This window comes from Pseudoxanthomonas sp. (assembly GCF_036845285.1).
Classification (GTDB): Bacteria; Pseudomonadota; Gammaproteobacteria; order Xanthomonadales; family Xanthomonadaceae; genus Pseudoxanthomonas_A.
Genome location: NZ_DAIUEE010000002.1, coordinates 197,083 through 216,116, shown reverse-complemented (window position 1 = coordinate 216,116; position 19,034 = coordinate 197,083). Strand labels below are relative to the sequence as shown.

Annotated in this window: 18 protein-coding genes; 10 read left to right on the top strand and 8 right to left on the bottom strand. The window is 69.0% G+C overall.

Annotated elements, in window-relative coordinates; genetic code table 11:
* The first annotated feature begins 22 nt into the window (after positions 1-22).
* A complete protein-coding gene (locus V7060_RS03480) occupies positions 23-1,168 on the top strand; it encodes a glycosyltransferase family 1 protein (protein ID WP_334177866.1) in 1,146 nt (381 codons plus the stop codon).
* A 7-nt stretch (positions 1,169-1,175) separates the two neighbouring features.
* Positions 1,176-1,706 (top strand): phosphatase PAP2 family protein, encoded by a 531-nt coding sequence (locus V7060_RS03475; RefSeq protein ID WP_334178087.1) that lies wholly within the window; start codon positions 1,176-1,178, stop codon positions 1,704-1,706.
* A gap of 94 nt (positions 1,707-1,800) precedes the next feature.
* On the opposite strand, the gene V7060_RS03470 is transcribed toward V7060_RS03475, so the two are convergent.
* The 7 genes from V7060_RS03470 to creB all read right to left on the bottom strand — a co-directional run bounded on the left by V7060_RS03470 (position 1,801) and on the right by creB (position 8,760).
* A complete protein-coding gene (locus tag V7060_RS03470; protein WP_334177865.1) occupies positions 1,801-2,685 on the bottom strand; it encodes a carbon-nitrogen hydrolase family protein in 885 nt (294 codons plus the stop codon).
* Entirely contained in the window at positions 2,682-3,287 is a 606-nt protein-coding gene (locus V7060_RS03465; protein ID WP_334177864.1) for a GNAT family N-acetyltransferase, read from the bottom strand. Before V7060_RS03465 ends, V7060_RS03470 begins: the two co-directional genes overlap by 4 nt.
* Before the next feature lie 43 nt (positions 3,288-3,330).
* On the bottom strand, positions 3,331-4,335 hold the full coding sequence (locus V7060_RS03460; protein ID WP_334177863.1) for an MBL fold metallo-hydrolase: 1,005 nt from the start codon (positions 4,333-4,335) through the stop codon (positions 3,331-3,333).
* 179 nt (positions 4,336-4,514) lie between these two features.
* Complete coding sequence (locus V7060_RS03455) at positions 4,515-4,925, bottom strand: hypothetical protein (protein ID WP_334177862.1); 411 nt, start codon at positions 4,923-4,925, stop codon at positions 4,515-4,517.
* A gap of 10 nt (positions 4,926-4,935) precedes the next feature.
* Positions 4,936-6,309: a cell envelope integrity protein CreD gene (gene creD, locus V7060_RS03450; RefSeq protein WP_334177861.1), complete on the bottom strand. Its 1,374-nt coding sequence runs from the start codon at positions 6,307-6,309 to the stop codon at positions 4,936-4,938.
* Between the two features lie 290 nt (positions 6,310-6,599).
* Positions 6,600-8,045, bottom strand: a complete 1,446-nt coding sequence (gene creC, locus V7060_RS03445; RefSeq protein WP_334177860.1) for a two-component system sensor histidine kinase CreC — start codon at positions 8,043-8,045, stop codon at positions 6,600-6,602.
* A 1-nt stretch (position 8,046) separates the two neighbouring features.
* Positions 8,047-8,760: a two-component system response regulator CreB gene (gene creB / locus V7060_RS03440; protein ID WP_334177859.1), complete on the bottom strand. Its 714-nt coding sequence runs from the start codon at positions 8,758-8,760 to the stop codon at positions 8,047-8,049.
* Here creB and rlmJ point away from each other — a divergent pair.
* The 6 genes from rlmJ (at position 8,759) to V7060_RS03410 (ending at position 15,959) form a co-directional block, all read left to right on the top strand.
* Positions 8,759-9,616 (top strand): 23S rRNA (adenine(2030)-N(6))-methyltransferase RlmJ, encoded by an 858-nt coding sequence (rlmJ, locus tag V7060_RS03435; protein WP_334177858.1) that lies wholly within the window; start codon positions 8,759-8,761, stop codon positions 9,614-9,616. The two genes, creB and rlmJ, sit on opposite strands and share 2 nt — an antisense overlap.
* 79 nt (positions 9,617-9,695) lie before the next feature.
* On the top strand, positions 9,696-10,643 hold the full coding sequence (locus tag V7060_RS03430; RefSeq protein ID WP_334177857.1) for a DUF808 domain-containing protein: 948 nt from the start codon (positions 9,696-9,698) through the stop codon (positions 10,641-10,643).
* A gap of 54 nt (positions 10,644-10,697) precedes the next feature.
* Positions 10,698-11,246 (top strand): GNAT family N-acetyltransferase, encoded by a 549-nt coding sequence (locus tag V7060_RS03425; RefSeq protein ID WP_334177856.1) that lies wholly within the window; start codon positions 10,698-10,700, stop codon positions 11,244-11,246.
* A gap of 89 nt (positions 11,247-11,335) precedes the next feature.
* The gene (locus V7060_RS03420) at positions 11,336-11,608 is read left to right on the top strand and encodes a DUF4242 domain-containing protein (RefSeq protein WP_334177855.1); all 273 of its coding nucleotides are present in this window, start codon (positions 11,336-11,338) and stop codon (positions 11,606-11,608) included.
* Between the two features lie 105 nt (positions 11,609-11,713).
* Entirely contained in the window at positions 11,714-15,304 is a 3,591-nt protein-coding gene (mfd, locus tag V7060_RS03415; RefSeq protein WP_334177854.1) for a transcription-repair coupling factor, read from the top strand.
* Positions 15,305-15,353: 49 nt separating this feature from the next.
* Complete coding sequence (locus tag V7060_RS03410; RefSeq protein WP_334177853.1) at positions 15,354-15,959, top strand: HD domain-containing phosphohydrolase; 606 nt, start codon at positions 15,354-15,356, stop codon at positions 15,957-15,959.
* A gap of 138 nt (positions 15,960-16,097) precedes the next feature.
* Here V7060_RS03410 and V7060_RS03405 read toward each other — a convergent pair whose 3' ends face one another.
* On the bottom strand, positions 16,098-17,648 hold the full coding sequence (locus tag V7060_RS03405) for a phospholipase D family protein (RefSeq protein ID WP_334177852.1): 1,551 nt from the start codon (positions 17,646-17,648) through the stop codon (positions 16,098-16,100).
* A gap of 118 nt (positions 17,649-17,766) precedes the next feature.
* On the opposite strand from V7060_RS03405, the gene V7060_RS03400 reads away from it, so the two are divergent.
* Positions 17,767-18,312 (top strand): phosphoglycerate mutase family protein, encoded by a 546-nt coding sequence (locus V7060_RS03400; protein ID WP_334177851.1) that lies wholly within the window; start codon positions 17,767-17,769, stop codon positions 18,310-18,312.
* Positions 18,309-18,974 (top strand): deoxyribonuclease V, encoded by a 666-nt coding sequence (gene nfi / locus V7060_RS03395; RefSeq protein ID WP_334177850.1) that lies wholly within the window; start codon positions 18,309-18,311, stop codon positions 18,972-18,974. Before V7060_RS03400 ends, nfi begins: the two co-directional genes overlap by 4 nt.
* The last annotated feature ends 60 nt before the right edge of the window (positions 18,975-19,034 follow it).

The following is a 19,034-nucleotide window of genomic DNA, read 5'->3' as shown; positions in this document are numbered from 1 at the left end:
TGCGCAAAACGTGGAGTTGCGCATGCGCTTTGCCATCGTCACCGAAACGTATCCGCCGGAAGTCAACGGCGTGGCCCTCACCGTGCAGGGACTCGAAGCCGGGCTGCGCCAGCGCGGGCATGAGGTGTCGGTCGTCCGCCCCCGCCAGCCGAGCGACGGCGCCGGTATCGACGACACCCTGCTGGTGCGCGGTGCCAGCCTGCCGTGCTATCCCGGATTGAAGTTCGGCCTGCCGGCGACGCGCCGCCTGCTGGCGCAATGGAAAGCGTCACCGCCGGATGCCATTTACGTGGCCACGGAAGGCCCGCTTGGCTGGTCCGCGCTGCGTGCGGCGCGGCGGCTGGGGATTCCGGCGGCCACCGGCTTCCACACCCGTTTCGACGACTACATGCGCGACTACGGCCTGCGTTTCCTGCAGCACACCGCGCTGCGCTGGATGCGCCGCTTCCACAACGGCGCCGACGCGACGCTGGTACCGACGCGCGAACTGGCGGAGTTCCTCCAGTCGCAGGGATTCCGCCATGTGGTGCGGCTGGCACGGGCGGTGGACGCGAAGCATTTCAGTCCGGCGAAGCGCGACCAGGCGTTGCGTAGCTCGTGGGGCCTGGGAACAGACGACGTAGCGGTGATCTACGTGGGTCGCATCGCGGCGGAGAAAAACCTGGACCTGTCGATCCGCGCGTTCCGCGCGATCCGGCAGGCGCAGCCGGACGCGAAGTTCGTGTGGGTCGGCGACGGGCCGGTGCGCGAGCGGCTGGCGCAGGAACATCCGGATTTCCTGTTCTGCGGCGTGCAGCGCGGCGAGGCGCTGGCGCGGCATTTCGCCAGCGGCGACCTGTTCCTGTTTTCCAGCCACAGCGAGACCTTCGGCAACGTGACGCTGGAAGCGATGGCCAGTGGCGTGCCGACCGTGGCGTTCGACTACGGCGCCGCGCGCGAGCACCTGGTCGACGGGGTGCACGGGGCCGCGGTGGAGAGCGATGACGACTTCGTCGCCGCTGCGCTGCGACTGGCAGCGGATGCCGCGCTGCGGCGGCGCCAGGGCGAGGCCGCCCGTTCGGCGATGCGCGCGCTCCATCCGGACCAGGTGGCCGCCGATTTCGATGCCCTGCTGACCGATCTCGCCCTGACACGGAGAAGCCACCATGCGACCGCCGCTGCCGCGTAACGCCTTCATGGGCCGGGACGCCGGCTGGTGCCTGCGGGCCAACCGCTGGGGTGAGTGGAGTGGCGTGCGCCGCTTCTTCGCCCTCGTCAGCCGGCTGGGCGACGGGGTGTTCTGGTATGTACTGATGGCGGCGCTGATCGTGGCCGACGGCCTGGACGGCCTGGACGGCCTGGCGGCATCGGCGCATCTTGCCGGCACCGGCGCGATTGCGCTGATCCTGTACAAGGCACTGAAGCGCTGGACGCGCCGGCCACGGCCTTTCGCTTCCGATGTGCGCATCCGCGCGTGGATCGCGCCGCTGGACGAATTCAGCTTCCCCTCCGGCCACACGCTGCATGCGGTCGCGTTCACCGTGGTGGCGCTGGCGCACTATCCCGCGCTGGCGCCGCTGCTGATCCCGTTCGCGGCCTGCGTGGCGGCCTCGCGCGTGGTGCTGGGGCTGCACTATCCGAGCGACGTGCTGGCGGCGACGGTGATCGGTTCGGCACTGGCGGGACTGTCGATCTGGCTGGTGCCTGGCGTCAGCCTGCTGGGCTGAAGCGGTGGATGCCGACGCCGCGGCCGCATCGCGGACGTATTCGACAGGCCGCTGGCCCAGGTCTTCAGCGGGCAACGCTGAGCGATGACGCCATTCAGCCCGGCCGTTCGACGCGGGCACGTACCAGGGCCGGCTGCAGTTGGCCCGCCCAGTCGCGGTCGTTCGCCACCTGCGCCCCGGCACGACTGCGGTCGAGCGCATCGACGTCGAGATCGGCGATGGCCCACGCCCGGTCGCCAGCGGTCTGCACCACCACGCCGTCGGCAGGCAGGCCGCGGTCCATCGGGGCGAAGATCGCCGCTTCGCCGGTGTTGACGTCGAGCGCCGGACTCCACGGCGCTTCACCTGCGGTCACGGACTGCGCAACGAAGATGCGGTTCTCCAGCGCACGCGCCAGGCAACCCACGCGCACGCGTGTCGCGCCGGCTTTGGTGTCGGTGCAACTCGGCACCAGCAGCAGGCGTGCGCCCGCTTCTGCCTGCGCACGCACCGGCAGCGGAAACTCGCTGTCGTAGCAGACGGACACGCCGCTGCGCACCGCGCCGAGATCGAACACCTTCAACGCATCACCGCCGTCGATGACGCCCAGTTCTTTCTCGAAGCCGGTCAGCTGCAGCTTGTCCTGCCAAGCGTGCGTGCCCTGCGGCGTGAACACGTCACTGCGGTTGCGATAACGCCCCTCGCCCTGCGCCAGCAGGAAACTGCCGGCGACGATGTGCAGGTCCAGCGCCTTCGCCAGCCTCGCGTACAGCGAAAGCCAGTCGGCGCGATAACGCTGGATCGCCGCCAGCGACGCATGCAGGTCCGCCTGTGTGGCCGTATCGAAGGTCGCGGCCAGTTCCAGCGCCAGATACTCCGGCAGCACCGCGATGCGCGCGCCCTGCGCCGCCGCGTCGCCCAGCACTGTCGCCTGCCGTTCGGCGAACGTCGCGAAATCGGCGGGCGCCTGGATGGCGTACTTGGCGACGGCGACCTTCATCGCATCGGTTCCAGGCCGCGCAACCAGAAGGTGAGCGCGTGGTCGACCTCGCCATGGCCGATCTCGTTCCAGGCCAACCGCATCGTCATGCCGGGCTGGCGGGTATAGCCACGCTTGTCCCAGAACATCTCGTTGCCGCGATGCCCGGAAGGCTGCCGGGGGTCGTCGCGATCGCGATCCACCGCGCAGAATGCAGTCCACGAGAACCGCCCCAGCGCGCGCGCATGCGCTTCGCGCAGGTCGAAGAAGGTGTGGCCGATGCCATTGCCGCGGTAGGCCGGCAGCAACACGGATTCGCCGAAGTAGAAGACGTCCTCAGGGTCCATGCCGCTGTCGATGAACGGCTGGCGGAACGCCTCGGTGTCGTCCGCCAGTGGCAGGCCGGTGGACGCGCCGACCACCTGTCCGGCATCCATCGCCAGCACGAATATGCTCTCGGCCGAGCGCGCATAGGCGTCCAGGTAGTCGCGCTCGAAATCGAGGTCGCCGTCGTACAGGTAAGGCCAGTCGCGGAACACCGCCACGCGCAGGCGTGCGACATCCTCCAGCCAGGGCGTGATCTCGGGCCCGCGGAACAGGCCGATGGTGTAGGCAGGCGTCATGCCGCCAGTGTAGCGGCATGCCTCCCGCGCCGGCGACGCGCCCTCAGTGCGCGTGCGCGACGTGCCGATGCAGGCGTTCGCCGTCCTGCGCCAGCAGGCGGTAGTGCACACGGTCGGCATCGCCCAGGTCCACGCCGCGCGGGCGCGACGCCACGCCATCCTTGCCGAAATCCAGCACCGCACCGACGCCCGCATACAGGTAACGGTCGCCGAACGCCTTCAGCAATGCGGCGAAGGTCGGTTCGCCGGTGCAGTGGCCGGGCGCGATGTACTGGATGTCATGCGCCTCCAAGGCATCGACCAGGCCGGCGATGGCGATGTCGTCGGCGTTGACGAAATGGAAACCGCCGATCACCAGGTGGATCTGCGGATCGATCTTCGCCGCCGCATCGACGATGTGCGCGATGCCGGGATGCGAACAGCCGACCACCAGCACCAGGCCCTGGTCCGTGCGGATGGCCAGCGACAACTCGCGCAGTTCGCGCGTACCCGGCGCGTCGGAGACGGCCGCGATGCTCCACACGCCGGGCGCGATCTCGGTGGTCTCGGCCAGCGGCTTGAAATTGCCGGTCGGCCAGGCACGGCCGAACTGCAGGCGTTCGGCGGGTTCGCCGTCGTAATAGCGCATGCGTGCCGGCAGCGACGCATCCTTGCGGTAGAAGCTGGAGGGCAGCGACGAGCCATAGATGCCGAAGCCTTCCTGCGGCGCGTAGACCGGTACCTGCGGATTGACCTTCAGCACTTCGACCAGGCCGGCCATGTGGTCGGCGTGGCGATGCGACATCACCACGGCATCCAGCCGCGACAGATCGATGCCCTTGGCCTTCACGTTGCGGGTGAAGATCGCCGCGTCGTTGCCGGTGTCGAACAGGATGCGCTTGCCGCCGGCTTCGACCAGCGCGGCGAAACCCCAGTCCTTCTCCAGCGCGGGATCGTCGCCGAAGGCGTCGTAGATGACGGTGATGCGCGGCGCGGCGACATCGGCGGCGAACACGGGCGTCACCAGGGACGACAGACCGAGGACCAGAAGACGGGAGAGGAATCGCATGCACAGGCTCCGGGAGAAGATCATCGCGAGCTTACGCGCCGCCCTTCGTGCTTCCACGCTGCTTATACCTTCGGACTGATAGCCAGCACTCATGTGCTTATGCCGCACAAGCTAAAGAGGCCGGCGACGTGCCCGGCTCCCTCCGTGGAGATCCGGGCACGCCGCCGGCCGGGGCGAACTCAGTGGATGAAGTTGTCGCCACGACGGTCGTCCCACGCGTATAACGCGAGTCCCTGCGCGGGATCGAGCTGCAGGCGTGCGCGGCCATCACGACTGCGGGTGATGAAACCGTTCGACAACCCATGCGGCAACGGCCGCCAGGCTTCGTAGGCAAGCGGCGCGCCATGGCGCGCGAGGCCTTCCCTGGCCACGCACGCGTTCTGCAGCAACACCAGTGGACATGTACCCAGCGCCTGCCGCGTCGAGGACGACAGCTCGAATAGGATCGTGCCCCGATGCCGGTGACCCAGCGGCAGCAGCAACGCCATCAATCCCGCCTCGCCTGCCACGTCGAGGACAATGCGGCAGGTGTCGATCTGGGGCGGCAGCACGCGGCAGGCGCGCCGATGCAGAGTGGCGAGATCCAGCATCGTCCGGTCCTCAGCGCAGTTCCGTGCCGAGCGCATACCAGTCCACCTTGCGGGTGACCCACATGATCACGGCCAGGATGCCGAACAGCAGCAGCGAGCCCATCAGCAGCGCGTTGTTCTCCGACTTCAGCAGGATGTAGAGCACGCCGTACAGCGCCGTCAGCATCGTGGCGAAGCCCGCGGCGCGCAGCCAGCTCTGCAGCACGCCGGACAGATAGAAGAACTGCAGGCCGATGCAGGCCGCCGCCGAGACCAGGTAGGCCTGCCAGAAGGCGATGTGCTCGGAGAGGCTGAGCAGCAGCAGAAAGAACACTGCCAGCGCCAGCCCCACCAGCAGGTACTGCAGCGGATGGATCGGCAGGCGCTTGATCAGTTCGAACAGTGCGAAACCGACGAAGGTCAGTACCACGAACAGGATGCCGTACTTGCTGGCGCGATCGACCTGCGTGTAGACATCCACCGTATCCACCAGGCTGACCACGGCACTGTCGATGGCGGAGGCGCTGCCATCATCGGCGACGTATTCCGATGGCGTGGCGCCCAGCGACGGCGGCTGCGTCAGCTTGCCGGACGCCGATTCAAGCTGGCTCTGCGCGGCGCTGGCCAGCGACGATACCTGCCAGCGGGCGGTGAAGCCGGTGTTGTCCAGCGTCTTGCTGTTGGGCAGGAAGCGGCCACCGAACAACGGCTGCCGCCACGGCGAGTTCATCGTGATGTCGTTGCTGTCCGCGATCGGCGCGATGCCGATCGACTGCGTGCCCGCCAGCGTCATCTCCAGTTGCGCACTGCTGGCCGGCAACGACACGCCCGGCGTACCGATCGGGGCATGGATGCCGTCCATGCGCGAGGACATCGCCCCCGTCCCGGCCGCCAGCGTACGCGGCACGCCATCCACCTTCAGCGATGGCGTGCCCACCAGGCCGCGCACGTCGGCCATGCCGACCACGACATAGGGCTGGCCGTAGCTGCGCCCGTCCGCAGTCGGCACCTGCAGCGGCGCGAAGTCGGCCTTCATCGCGGCTTTCCACTCATAGACATTGACGGTGTACAGCCCGATGCGCCGCTCGCCCGGCTGCAGGCGGCCATCGACCACCAGGCTGGCGGGCATCTGCACCAGGTAGCCTTCCTTCACGTCGCGGCGGGCCTCCGGCTTGCCGTCCTCGTTGACGGCATTGACGACACGCTCTTCGCGCCACGGCACGACACGCAACGGGCCGACCACCTGCTGGGGGCCGGCCATGCTCTGGGAGACCCGATTTTCCGCCTGCGTGCGGTAAAGCTCGCGGTCCTGGATGACGCCACGGATCATCATCAGCGGGATGAGCAGCAGCAGGACCAGCCCGCCGACGGTGAGGAAACGCAACAGCAACTTCAATGACTTCATGTCGATGCCCCGGTTGGATACGGGACGCATCGTCCGGGGGTTCGGTGCAACCGGCAGGAAGCGTGTTTGAAGGCTGTGTGAAGTCGCGCTGATGCCCGTCATGTTCCCTCTCCCCGCTCTACGGGGAGAGGGTGCCGAAGGCGGGTGAGGGGCGAACGGAGTCCGCGGACGGTGTACTGCAGAGCACGACCAACATCCGGCTCACTGGCAGCGCTGTCGTATCCGAAGGAGAAGCGCCCCTCATCCGCCCTTCGGGCACCTTCTCCCCGCGCGCGGGGAGAAGGACTCCTTCATGGCTGCACCCTCGACAGCGACAGCACCGCTTCGGCGCCACCGTCGGGGCGGTTGTCCAGCGTGGCTTCGCCGCCATGCAGGCGCATGACCTCGCGTACGAACGGCAGGCCCAGCCCGGAACTGCGCTGCCCGCCATCGGGCCGCGGCAGCGAGTAGAAGCGCTCGAACACGCGTTCCCGCGCATAGTCGGGCACGCCCGGTCCGCGGTCGCGCACGCTGAAGCGCACCTGCCCGTCCACCGCATCGACCACCAGTTCGACCCTGCCGCCCGGCGGCGAGAACGCGATGGCGTTGTCGAGCAGGTTGCCGAGCGCGCGCCGCAGCAGGAACACGTCGCCCTCCACCGCCCAGGTGCCCGCCTGCGGTACGCGCACCACGTCGACGCCGTTCGGCGTCAACTGCGCGTCGAGTCCCTGCACCACGTCATCGACGAGTGCAGCGGCATCGATACGCTCGCGTCGCTGCAGCCAGCCGTGTTGTTCCACTTCGGCCAGTGCCAGCAACTTGTCGATGGTCTCGGTCAGCCGGTGTTCCTGGGTCTGGATGTTGCGCACGAAGCGCTGGCGGTCGGCTTCCGGCAGCGGCTCCTGCAACAGCTCGGCCGCGCCGCGGATGGCGGCGAGCGGACTCTTCATCTCGTGCGTCAGCGACTGCACGTACTGCTCGACGTAGGCCTTGCCTTCCAGCTTGCGCCGCATCGTCTCCAGCGCGCGGCCGAGGTCGCCGATCTCGTCGGTGCGCGGGCGCGGCGGCGGTACCGGCTCACCGGCGCTGACCGCCTGCGCATAGCGGTTCAGGCCGCCGATGCCGCGCATCAGCCACCATGTCATCAGTACGCCGATCAGCGCGGAGATGCCGATCAGCCACGCGCCGCGCAGCAGGATGCTGCGCTGGCTGGCGACGATGAAGGGCTCGATGCTGCGGTTGGGTTGCGACAGCGTCAGCACGCCGATCAGGGCGCTCCGGTCGCCGGGGTCGTAGATGGGGGCGGCCACGTGCATGACGGTGTTGGCCGTGTCGCCCGGCGCCTCGGCGCTGGAACGCGCGCCGTACTCGCCGCGCAGCGTGCGGTAGACGTCGTTCCAGCGCGAGTTGTCGCGACCGACGTCGCGCCCCTGCGAATCGAACACCACCGTGCCGCGCGCGTCGGTGACGGTGACGCGGTAGTCGACGCTGCGCTTCTGGAAGCGCCACACCCACGCCCTGGGGTCGCGCCGCTGCGCTTCGGCGACATTGCCGGCGAACGCGCCATCGGCGATGCGACCGGCCTTGAGGTCGCCGGCCGCCATCTCGGCCAGCATGTTGGCCGCATCGACCAGCGTGGATTCCATCGCCTGGCGAACGCCCGGCTTCACCTCGTTGACGAACACGCGCATCACGAAGAACGCGGCGATGCCGACGATCAGGAAGAAGCCGAGCACGAGCTTCAGCCCAAGCCGCATCTCAGGTCTCGATGGCGTAACCCAGTCCGCGATGGGTGCGGATCGGGTCGGGCTCGGCGCCGGCGGCACGCAGCTTGGCGCGCAGCGTCTTCACGTGGGTGTCGACCGTGCGGTCGGCGCTGTCGGCGTCGCTGTCCCAGCCGCGGTCCATCAGCTGGGCGCGGCTGAGGATGGCGCCGGGGCGCTGCAGCAGCGCGTCCAGCAGGGCGTACTCATAGCGGGTCAGGTCCAGCAGCTGCTGGCGGTAGCGGATGCGGTGGCCGTCGCGATCGATAGCGAACTCGCCGCGTGCGACCCAGTCGCCCGCACTCGGCTGCGCCGCGGTGGCGCCCGCACGGCGCAAGCGGGCTCGCACGCGGGCCACCAGTTCGCGCGGCGAGAACGGCTTGGTCACGTAGTCGTCGGCGCCCAGCTCCAGTCCCAGCACGCGGTCGATCTCGTCATTGCGCGCGGTCAGGAAGATCACCGGCACGTCGCTGAACGTGCGCAGTTCGCGGCAGACGTCGAAGCCGCTGGCATCGGGCAGGCCCACGTCGAGCACCACCACGTCGACGCCACCGGCGCGCACGCGCGGCACGACCTCGCGCGCCAGCAGGCAGTGGTCGGCCTCGATGCCTTCGCTGCGCAGTGCGTACAGCACGGCGTCGGCGATGGCGGTTTCGTCTTCGGCAATCAGTACGCGGGGCATGGCGCAAGCATATATGCTGCGCGGCATGAATTATCGACACGCCTTCCATGCCGGCAACCATGCCGACGTCCTCAAGCACATCGTGCTGCTGGCCGCCATCGACGCGCTGAAGCGCAAGGACGCGCCGTTCTTCGTGCTGGACACCCATGCCGGGCGTGGCCGCTACCTGCTGGGTGGCGCGGAAAGCCGCAAGACCTCGGAGGCCGACAGCGGCGTCTTCAAGCTGATGGGGGCCGCGCGCCTGCCCGACCCGGCCGAACGCTACCTGCGCGCGGTGGTCGCCAACAATCCGGTCGGGGCGCTGATCACTTACCCCGGTTCGCCGCTGCTGGCCGCGCAGGCGCTGCGTCCGCACGACAGGCTGGCCGCGTGCGAGTTGCAACCGGACGAAGCGAAGGCGCTGCGCGAGGTGTTCGCCGATGACGAACGCGTGGCGGTCCATGCGCGCGACGGCTATGCCGCGATGAAGGCGCTGCTGCCGCCGCGCATCGGCAGCCAGCGCATCGCCCGTGGGCTGGTGCTGATCGATCCGCCCTACGAGGTGCAGGACGCCGAGTATCCGCAGATCGTCGCCTCGCTGCGCGACGCACTTGAACGCTGGCCCGCCGCGACGTACGCGGTCTGGTACCCGATCAAGCAGCGTCGCAGCCTGCTGCCGTTCTTCCGCAAGGCGGCGGCGCTGCCATCGAAGGGCGCGTTCGTCGCCGAACTGCAGGTGCGCCCGGACGACTCCCCGCTGCGGCTCAACGGCAGCGGCATGCTGGTGGTCAACCCGCCATGGCAGCTCGACCAGGCATTGGCACCCGTGCTGCCCGTGCTGGCCTCGACCCTGGGCGAAACCGGCGCGAGCCACCGGCTCGAGTGGCTGCGGCAGCCGACCTGACCACCGCGTCCCGCTCACGCGGCACCGTCGGAAGGCTGTGCGAGAATCGCCCCTTCCTCCTATCCTCGACCCCCCGTCCATGGCCGGATCCAGCCTGTTTGCCCTGATCGACGACATCGCCACGCTGCTCGACGACGTGTCGGTGATGACCAAGGTGGCAGCACGGAAAACCGCCGGCGTGCTGGGCGACGACCTGGCGCTCAACGCGCAGCAGGTCACCGGCGTGAAGGCCGACCGCGAACTGCCGGTGGTGTGGGCGGTGGCGAAGGGATCGATGGTCAACAAGGCCATCCTGGTGCCGGCGGCACTGGCCATCAGCGCGCTGGAGACGTGGCTGCATGGGCGCGGCTACAACGTTCCGCTGGTGACGCCGTTGATGATGCTGGGCGGCGCCTTCCTCTGCTTCGAAGGCGTGGAGAAGCTGGCGCACAAGTTCCTGCGCAAGGGCGACGACGATCGCCACGCCGAGCGCGTGGCGGCGATGCAGAACGAGAACGTCGACATGGTCGCGTTCGAAAAGGACAAGGTGCGTGGCGCGATCCGTACCGACTTCATCCTCTCGGCCGAGATCATCGTCATCTCGCTGGGCACGCTGGCGGGCCGCAACTTCCTCGAGCAGGTGCTCACGCTGGTGGCGATCTCGGCGATCATGACGGTGGGCGTGTACGGACTGGTCGGTGGCATCGTGAAGCTGGACGACGCCGGCCTGGCGCTCGCCGCCGATGCCCGCGACAGCGGCTGGGCCAGGTTCAAGCGCGCCTTCGGGCGCGGCATCCTGTACAGCGCGCCGTACCTGATGAAGTTCCTGTCCATCGCCGGTACGGCGGCGATGTTCCTGGTGGGCGGCGGCATCCTCGTCCACAGCATCCCGGCGCTGCACCACGTCATCCAGCCCCATGCGGAAGGCGAGCTTGGCTGGCTGTGGGGCGCCCTGTTCAACGCCGGTGTCGGCGTGCTGGTCGGCGCGGCGATCGTGGCCGTGGTGATGCTGGTCGGCCGGCTGCGCGGCAAACGCCACGGTGCCTGAACCAGCGCCGCCCGGCCCTCGCGGCCCTTCCGGGTTTCATGCGAGCATCTCACCATGACTGCGCCGAAACGCCTTCCGCCCTGGCATGAACACTTCCGCCTGCCCAGCGGGCGCGACCTGCTGATCCGCCCGATCCGGCCCGAGGATGCCGGCCCGATCCAGGGTGCGTTCGGACTGCTGGGGCCGGAAGAGATCCGGCACCGCTTCATGTATGCATTGAAGGAGCTGTCGCCCGACATGGCGCAGCGACTGACCCATCCCGACCCCAACACCGAGTTCGCGCTGGTCGCGGCCGAGCCGCTGCCACCGGGCGAGGCGCTGGTGGGCGCGGTGGCGCGTGCGGCGCTGGTGCCGCGCACGCGCGACGCCGAGTTCGCGATCCTGGTCAGCCATTTCATCGCCGGGCAGGGCCTGGGGCGCCACCTGATGCGCAAGCTCGCCAAGTGGGCGCGCTCGAAGAAGCTGGACCGGCTGTACGGCGACGTGCTGGACAGCAACCTGCCGATGCTGGCGCTGGCGGAATCGCTGGGCTTCAAGCGCGTGCGCGAGAACGACGGCTCCGGCCTCGTGCGCGTGGTACTGGACCTCAACGAAGAACCCTGAGCGGTGCCGACCGGTGGTCGGCCCGCCGCCGCCGGTTCCTGCGTGTTGCTGACGAGGGCGTGGTTTCGCCACGCTGCCGGGAAGCCGTCATGCCCCGCTACGTGATCGAACGCGACATCCAGGGCGCCGGCCTGATGACGCCGGCCGAGCTGAAGGCCGTCTCGCAACTCTCGTGCCGCGTGCTCGACGAATTGGGGCCGCAGGTGCAGTGGGAGCACAGCTACGTGACCGACGACCGGATCTATTGCGTGTATCGCGCCCCGAGCGAGGCCCTGGTGCTGGAGCATTCGCGCCGTGGTGGCTTTCCCGTCGACCGCATTTCCCCCGTCAGCCAGGTGATCGACCCGCTCACCGCGGAATGATCCTCCGCGGACCATGACGGGACCGTCCGGTCCGCTTGGTAAACTGCACGTCCCTTCGCGCTGGGTATCCCACGGTATCCGGCGCTGCCGTTGTTCCGTGTACCCATGACCGACACCCAGAAAATCTCCCCGTCCACCCCGCCCCTGCCCCGTGGTACGCAATCCCGCGCCTGGTGGCGCGCACCCGCATCGCCGACTGCGCTGGCCTGGTCCGTGGCCGCCGCCGCCCGTTCGCATGACGGCCCGGTGCTGGTGGTCGCACGCGACAACCACGACGCGCACCAGATCGAAGCCGACCTGCACACGCTGCTCGGCAACGACGCCGCGCTGCCGATCGTCCCGTTCCCGGATTGGGAAACCCTGCCGTACGACCAGTTCAGTCCGCACCCGGACATCGTCTCGCAGCGCCTGGCCGCCCTGCACCGGCTGCCCACGCTCGCGCGCGGCATCGTGATCGTGCCGGTGCAGACACTGATGCAACGGCTGTCGCCGTTGCGCCATATCGCGGGCGGCAGCTTCGATTACCGGGTCGGCCAGCGACTGGACTTCGATGCCGAGAAGCGACGGCTGGAAGCCGCCAGTTACCGCCACGTGCCACAGGTGCTGGACCCGGGCGATTTCGCCGTGCGCGGCGGCCTGCTGGATGTGTATCCGATGGGCGCGGACGCACCGCTGCGCATCGAACTGCTGGACGACACCATCGATTCGATCCGCCACTTCGACCCGGAAAGCCAGCGTTCGCTGGACCGGACCGAGGCCGTGCAACTGCTGCCAGGCCGCGAAGTGCCACTGGACGAGCGGTCCGTCGAGCGCGCGATGACGCTGCTGCGCGACCGCTTCGATGTCGACACGCGTCGCAGCGCGCTGTACCAGGACCTCAAGTCCGGCCTGGCGCCGGCGGGCGTGGAGTACTACCTGCCACTGTTCTTCGACAAGACCGCGACCCTGTTCGACTACCTGCGGCAGAACGCGTTGCCCGTGCTCACCGACGGGTTCGGCGAAGCGGCGGAAGCGTTCTGGGCGCAGACGCGCAACCGCTATGAACAGCGCCGTCACGACATCGAGCGCCCGCTGCTGCCGCCGGACGAGCTGTACCTGTCGCCGGACGGCCTGCGCGAGCAGCTCAACCAGCGGCCGCGCGTGGAGGTCTGTGGCCCGCAGCACAGTCGCCACGCCGACGCCCTGCCACTGGGCGACCAGCCGCTGCCGCCGTTGCCGGTGGCGGCGAAGGACGCGCCGGCGGGCGATGCGCTGAAATCGTTCCTGGGCCATTACCCGGGCCGCGTGCTCATCGCCGCGGATTCGCCCGGCCGCCGCGAGGCGCTGCTGGAGGTATTGCAGGCGGCGGAACTGAAGCCGGTGGTGGTTGCCGACTTCAGCGCATTCCTCCCTTCTCCCCCCGGGAGAAGGTGGCGCGAAGCGCCGGATGAGGGTGCGGCGGAGATTGCGACAAAGGAATCACCGCGCACGTCCCGTACCCTCACCCCAACCCCTCTCCCGGAGGGAGAGGGGCTTCCAAGCTTCGCCATCGCCGTCGCGCCGCTCGCCGACGGCTTCGCGCTGGACGATCCACGCATCGCGGTGCTGACCGAGCGCCAGCTGTTCCCCGAGCGCGCCACGCAGGCGCACCGGCGCAAGCGCACCGGCCGAGAGCCGGAAGCCATCATCCGCGACCTGGGCGAACTGACGGAGGGCGCGCCCATCGTCCATGAAGACCATGGTGTCGGCCGCTACCGCGGGTTGATCGCGATGGACGTCGGCGGCATGCCCGGCGAGTTCCTCGAGATCGAATACGCCAAGGGCGACCGCCTGTACGTGCCGGTCGCGCAACTGCACCTGATCAGCCGCTACTCGGGCGCGTCGGTGGAAACCGCGCCGCTGCATTCGCTCGGCGGCGAAGCCTGGGCGAAGGCGAAGAAGAAGGCCGCCGAGAAGGTGCGCGACGTTGCCGCCGAACTGCTGGAGATCCAGGCACGCCGGCAGGCCCGCGCCGGCCTCGCGCTGCACCTGGACCGCGCGATGTACGAGCCGTTCGCCGCCGGCTTCCCGTTCGAGGAAACGCCCGACCAGCACCACGCAATCGAATCGGTGATCCGCGACCTGGCGAGCAGCCAGCCGATGGACCGCGTGGTCTGCGGCGATGTGGGCTTCGGCAAGACCGAAGTCGCGGTGCGTGCGGCGTTCGCCGCCGCCAGCGCCGGCAAGCAGGTCGCCGTGCTGGTGCCGACCACGCTGCTGGCCGAACAGCACTACCGCAATTTCCGCGACCGCTTCGCCGACTGGCCGTTGCGGGTCGAAGTGCTGTCGCGCTTCAAGACGGCGAAGGAGATCAAGGCCGAGCTGGAGAAACTGGCCGAAGGCACGCTGGACGTCATCGTCGGCACGCACCGCCTGCTGCAGCCCGACGTGAAGTTCAAGGACCTGGGCCTAGTGATCGTCGACGAGGAGCAGCGCTTCGGCGTGCGCCAGAAGGAAGCGCTGAAGGCGCTGCGCGCCAACGTGCACCTGCTGACGCTGACCGCCACGCCGATCCCGCGCACGCTCAACATGGCGATGGCCGGCCTGCGCGACCTGTCCATCATCGCCACGCCGCCGGCCAACCGCATGGCCGTGCAGACCTTCGTCACGCCGTGGGACGCGGCGCTGCTGAAGGAGGCCTTCCAGCGCGAGCTGTCGCGCGGCGGCCAGGTGTACTTCCTGCACAACGACGTGGAGAGCATCGGCCGCATGCAGCGCGAGCTGCAGGAACTGGTACCCGAAGCACGCATCGGCGTGGCGCACGGACAGATGCCGGAGCGCGAGCTGGAACAGGTCATGCTGGATTTCCAGAAGCAGCGTTTCAACGTGCTGCTGTGCACGACGATTATCGAGTCGGGCATCGACATCCCCAATGCCAACACCATCGTCATGAACCGCGCCGACAAGTTCGGCCTGGCGCAGTTGCACCAGCTGCGCGGACGCGTCGGCCGTTCGCACCACCGCAGTTACGCCTACCTGGTGGTGCCGGACAAGCGCAGCATCACCGCCGACGCACAACGCCGGCTGGAGGCGATCGCCTCGATGGACGAACTGGGTGCCGGCTTCACCCTCGCCACGCACGACCTGGAAATCCGTGGTGCCGGCGAACTGCTCGGCGAAGACCAGAGCGGACAGATGGCCGAGGTCGGCTTCAGCCTGTACACCGAGCTGCTGGAGCGCGCGGTGCGCTCGATCAAGGCCGGCCACCTGCCCGACGTGGACCTGGGGCAGGAGCGCCGCGGTGCCGAGGTGGAACTCAACGTGCCGTCGCTGATTCCGGACGACTACCTGCCCGACGTGCACACGCGCCTGACGTTGTACAAGCGCATCAGCAGCGCGCGCGACAAGGACGAGCTGCGCGACCTGCAGGTCGAGATGATCGATCGCTTCGGCCTGCTGCCGGATCCGGCGAAGTACCTGTTCGCCACCGCGGAACTGAAACTGGCGGCGAACGAGATGGGCATCCGCAAGCTGGAGCTGGGCGAACACGGTGGCCGCATCGTGTTCGAAGCCAAGCCGAAGATCGACCCGATGGCGGTGATCCAGCTGATCCAGAAGCAGCCGAAGCTCTACACCATGGACGGCCCCGACAAGCTGCGCATCAAGGTACCGCTGCCGGACGCGCCAGACCGCTTCAATGCGGCGAAGGCGTTGCTGATGACGCTGGCGCCGAGCTGAACCCACGCACGACGAGCACCCCCTCTCCTCTTTCCTTCCGAGAAAGCCCGTGACCTTCGACCCCGCCCCGGACTTCAGCGACATCGCCTGTTCCCTGGAAGCGCTGGCCCTGGCCATCGAAGTGCGCGATGCCTACACGCGCGGCCATTGCGACCGTACCGGACGCATCGCGCGGACGCTGGGACAGTGCTTCGACCTGGATGCGGACCATCTCGAACAACTGGAGCTCGCCGCGCATTTCCACGACGTCGGCAAGATCGGCGTGCCGGACCGCGTGCTGCTGCACACCGGGCCGGTCGCCGACGAGGACTGGCCGTCGATCCAGGCACACAGCGAACTCGGCGAACGGATCTTCCTGGCCAGCGGGCATCCCCATGCGAGTGCGGTCGCCACGCTGATCCGCCATCACCACGAAGCCATCGACGGCAGCGGCTATCCCGACGGCCTGTCCGGTGCCGCCATCCCGCTGGGCGCGCGCATCCTGCGCGTGGCCGACAGCTACGACGCGATGACCACGCGCCGTCCCTATGCCGAAGGACGCGCGCACGACGCGGCGATGCGCATCCTGCATGCGGAGCAGGACGAGAAGATCGATGCGGACGTGTTCCGCGTGTTCGAACGCCTGATGCGTGCTACCACGCTGCGCGAGGCCTGAGCGCCGACACGTAGCGCGCGCCGCGCGCACGATGCGAGTGTTGACGGATCAGGCGGCGGTGCACGTGGCCGACCACGTAGCGTGCGCCGTGCGCACGACGCGCGGTTCCAGATCGTGCGGTCGTGCGCGTGGCGCACGCTACAGCTGCGATTCGACCGGCAGCCAGCCGACAGCGCGCGCGGTCCAGCGACGCCAGACACTGGCTTCGGGTTCGCGGTCCCAGATGCGCGGAGGATCGGTCGATGCGTCTTCCCACCGCAAGGCGCCGTCCTGCAGGGTCACCCGATAGCTGGTATCCGGCGCGATCTTCGCCTCGTAGCTGCGCAGCAGGGCCGCAGCGGCGCTGCGGTCGCGGAACAGCACGCCCATCTCGGTGTTGAGGTTGACCGAGCGCGGATCGAGGTTGAACGAGCCGATGAAGCCCGCTTCGCCATCCACCGCGAAGGCCTTGGTATGCAGGCTGGCACCGCTGGAACCGAACAGGCTGCTGTCCTGCTTCCCATGCGGCATCAGTTCGAACAGTTCCACGCCACCCTGCAGCAGCGGCATGCGATACGGCGCATAGCCGCCATGCACGGCCATCACGTCGTTGGCCGCCAGCGAGTTGGTCAGGACGCTGACATCGACGCCCTGCGCGCGCTTGCCGACCAGCCACCGTGTGCCTTCGTCACCGGGCACGAAGTAGGGCGAGACCACGCGCAGTTCGTGCTTCGCCTGGCCCATCGCCCTGCCCAGCCGGTGCACCAGCCACTGCCCCTGTCCCTCGCCCTGTCCCTTCGAGGCCGGGTCGGAATACACGCCCACCTCGTCCAGCCAATGCAGTGCATTGCCACCCACCAGCGCGCGCATGCCGGGCGTGCCGCGCAGCCGCGCGACGTAGTCCGCGGCCTGGGCGGACCGGTAACCGGCGTCGCCGTTCTCGCGGAGCTTTTCCAGCGCACCCGGCTCCGCCGTCGTCAGGGCCGACAACGGGATCACCGAAGCGCTGTTCCAGAAGTCGTCGAAGATCGCCGCCGTCTGCGCGACGGCGGGCCCGATCAGCACGGCATCCAGGTCCATGAAGTTGGTCTGCGCGGCGGCGTCGAAGTACTCGTCGCCCACATTGCGGCCGCCGACCATCGCCACGCGGCCATCGGCGATCCACGCCTTGTTGTGCATGCGGCGGTTCATCGCCACCGGCCGCAGCAGCATCTCCGTGGCGCGGCCGAGCACGCCGGCGCGGCTGCGCGACGGGTTGAACAGGCGGACTTCGATGTTGGCATGCGCGTCCAGCGCTGCGAGGTGCGAATCCTTGCCGTGTGCCGTCATGTCGTCCAGCAGCAGGCGTACGCGCACGCCGCGATCGGCCGCGCGCAGCACTTCGTAACCGAGCAGGTTGCCGGTGAAGTCGTGGTTCCAGATGTAGTACTGCAGGTCCAGGCTGCGGCCGGCGGCGCGCGCCGTGGCGGCGCGCACGGTGAACGCGTCCAGGTTGTCGGACAGCAGCGCCATGCCGCTCTGCCGCGGATGCGCGTCCAGCAGCGGCGCGATGGCGCGATCCAGCGCGGTGGCATCGGCAGCGGTCGGCAGCGCTTGCGACGCCGGGCCGCGCGCGCCCTCGGCGAAGCGTCCATAGCTGTACAGCGCCACGCCCGAACCCACCGCCATCACCAGCACCACGATGCCCAGCCGGCGCAGCCACTTGCGCATGGTGTCCCCCTCTTCACGGACCAGGCCCTATCGTAGCGGCGGCGTCGTGAGGATGCCGCTTGCGTCGGCGTGCGTCCCGGTTGCACCCTCGCCCTTTCTTCCCTTCACCGTGACCGCCATGTCCCCGATGCCCCTGCCCCGCGTGCTTGCCGTGCTGCTCGCCTCGCTGGCGAGCGCCTGCAGCACGATGCCCGCGCGCGATGCCGCTACGGCACCGCTGACCTTCGTTGTCGTGCGCCATGCCGAAAAGGCGACCGACGATCCGGAGAACCCGAGCCTCTCCGCTGCCGGGCAGGCACGCGCCGACGCCCTGGCGGCGCGCCTGCACGATGCGCCGCTGGTGGCCGCGTACGCCACCGAGTTCCGCCGCACGCAGCAGACCGCCCAGCCCACCGCCAACGCGCACCGGTTGCCGGTCGAACCCTATTACGCACGCGGACCGGCCGATGAAGTCGCGGCGCGCTGGCGACAGGCGCACCGCCACGGCACCGTGCTGGTCGTCGGCCACAGCAACACCGTGCCCGACCTGGTCGCCGCGCTGTGCGAGTGCACGACGGCACCGATGGACGACCGCGAATACGACCGGCTGTCGCTGGTCCGCATCGATGGCGATGGCCGCGCGACGCTGGAGGTGCAGCGCTACGGTGCGCCATCGACGCCATGAGCGCAGTCTTCGGCGACTGGGACGGCAGCATCGCCGACGCGCGCCGATTGCAGGAGCAACTGGCATCCGGGGTCGTGCTGCGCGATGACCTGCCGGAAGCGCCGCGCTGGCTGGCGGGCTTCGATGTCGGATTCGAGGACGAGGGCGCCACGACGCGCGCCGCTGCCGTCCTGCTGGCGGCCGACACCTTGCAGCCCATCGCATCGGAACTGGTGCGGATGCCGACGTCGATGCCCTACGTGCCCGGCCTGCTCAGCTTCCGCGAACTGCCGGCCCTGGTCGCCGCGCTCGAACGCCTGCCGCAGGTGCCGGACCTCGCCTTCATCGACGGCCAGGGCATCGCGCACCCGCGCCGCCTCGGCATCGCCGCGCACTTCGGCGTGGTGACGGGCGTGCCGAGCATCGGCGTCGCCAAGCACGTGCTCTGCGGCCGGCACGTACCGCTGGGCGCACCCGCCGGCGAGCACGCGCCCCTGGTCCACCGCGGCGAACAGATCGGCTGGGTGCTGCGCAGCAAGCTGCGGTGCAATCCGCTGGTGGTGTCGCCCGGGCACCGCATCTCGATGGATACCGCGCTGGCCTGGGTGCAACGCACGCTGCGCGGCTACCGGCTGCCCGAACCGACACGACTGGCCGACCGGCTGGCCTCGCGGCGCGCCTGACGGAGCGCAACGGACCGTTTCCCTGGCATGGCACGACCGGCATGCGACAGCGTGCGATGC

Excerpts from the sequence above, each read along its gene's own strand:
- creD (WP_334177861.1), bottom strand. The coding sequence starts at position 6,309 with ATGAAGTCATTGAAGTTGCTGTTGCGTTTCCTCACCGTCGGCGGGCTG.
- mfd (WP_334177854.1), top strand. The coding sequence starts at position 11,714 with ATGACCGACACCCAGAAAATCTCCCCGTCCACCCCGCCCCTGCCCCGT.
- V7060_RS03470 (WP_334177865.1), bottom strand. The coding sequence starts at position 2,685 with ATGAAGGTCGCCGTCGCCAAGTACGCCATCCAGGCGCCCGCCGATTTC.
- V7060_RS03425 (WP_334177856.1), top strand. The coding sequence starts at position 10,698 with ATGACTGCGCCGAAACGCCTTCCGCCCTGGCATGAACACTTCCGCCTG.
- V7060_RS03480 (WP_334177866.1), top strand. The coding sequence starts at position 23 with ATGCGCTTTGCCATCGTCACCGAAACGTATCCGCCGGAAGTCAACGGC.
- V7060_RS03465 (WP_334177864.1), bottom strand. The coding sequence starts at position 3,287 with ATGACGCCTGCCTACACCATCGGCCTGTTCCGCGGGCCCGAGATCACG.
- V7060_RS03430 (WP_334177857.1), top strand. The coding sequence starts at position 9,696 with ATGGCCGGATCCAGCCTGTTTGCCCTGATCGACGACATCGCCACGCTG.
- V7060_RS03420 (WP_334177855.1), top strand. The coding sequence starts at position 11,336 with ATGCCCCGCTACGTGATCGAACGCGACATCCAGGGCGCCGGCCTGATG.
- V7060_RS03455 (WP_334177862.1), bottom strand. The coding sequence starts at position 4,925 with ATGCTGGATCTCGCCACTCTGCATCGGCGCGCCTGCCGCGTGCTGCCG.
- creB (WP_334177859.1), bottom strand. The coding sequence starts at position 8,760 with ATGCCGCGCAGCATATATGCTTGCGCCATGCCCCGCGTACTGATTGCC.
- nfi (WP_334177850.1), top strand. The coding sequence starts at position 18,309 with ATGAGCGCAGTCTTCGGCGACTGGGACGGCAGCATCGCCGACGCGCGC.
- V7060_RS03405 (WP_334177852.1), bottom strand. The coding sequence starts at position 17,648 with ATGCGCAAGTGGCTGCGCCGGCTGGGCATCGTGGTGCTGGTGATGGCG.
- V7060_RS03475 (WP_334178087.1), top strand. The coding sequence starts at position 1,176 with ATGGGCCGGGACGCCGGCTGGTGCCTGCGGGCCAACCGCTGGGGTGAG.
- rlmJ (WP_334177858.1), top strand. The coding sequence starts at position 8,759 with ATGAATTATCGACACGCCTTCCATGCCGGCAACCATGCCGACGTCCTC.
- V7060_RS03460 (WP_334177863.1), bottom strand. The coding sequence starts at position 4,335 with ATGCGATTCCTCTCCCGTCTTCTGGTCCTCGGTCTGTCGTCCCTGGTG.
- creC (WP_334177860.1), bottom strand. The coding sequence starts at position 8,045 with ATGCGGCTTGGGCTGAAGCTCGTGCTCGGCTTCTTCCTGATCGTCGGC.
- V7060_RS03400 (WP_334177851.1), top strand. The coding sequence starts at position 17,767 with ATGTCCCCGATGCCCCTGCCCCGCGTGCTTGCCGTGCTGCTCGCCTCG.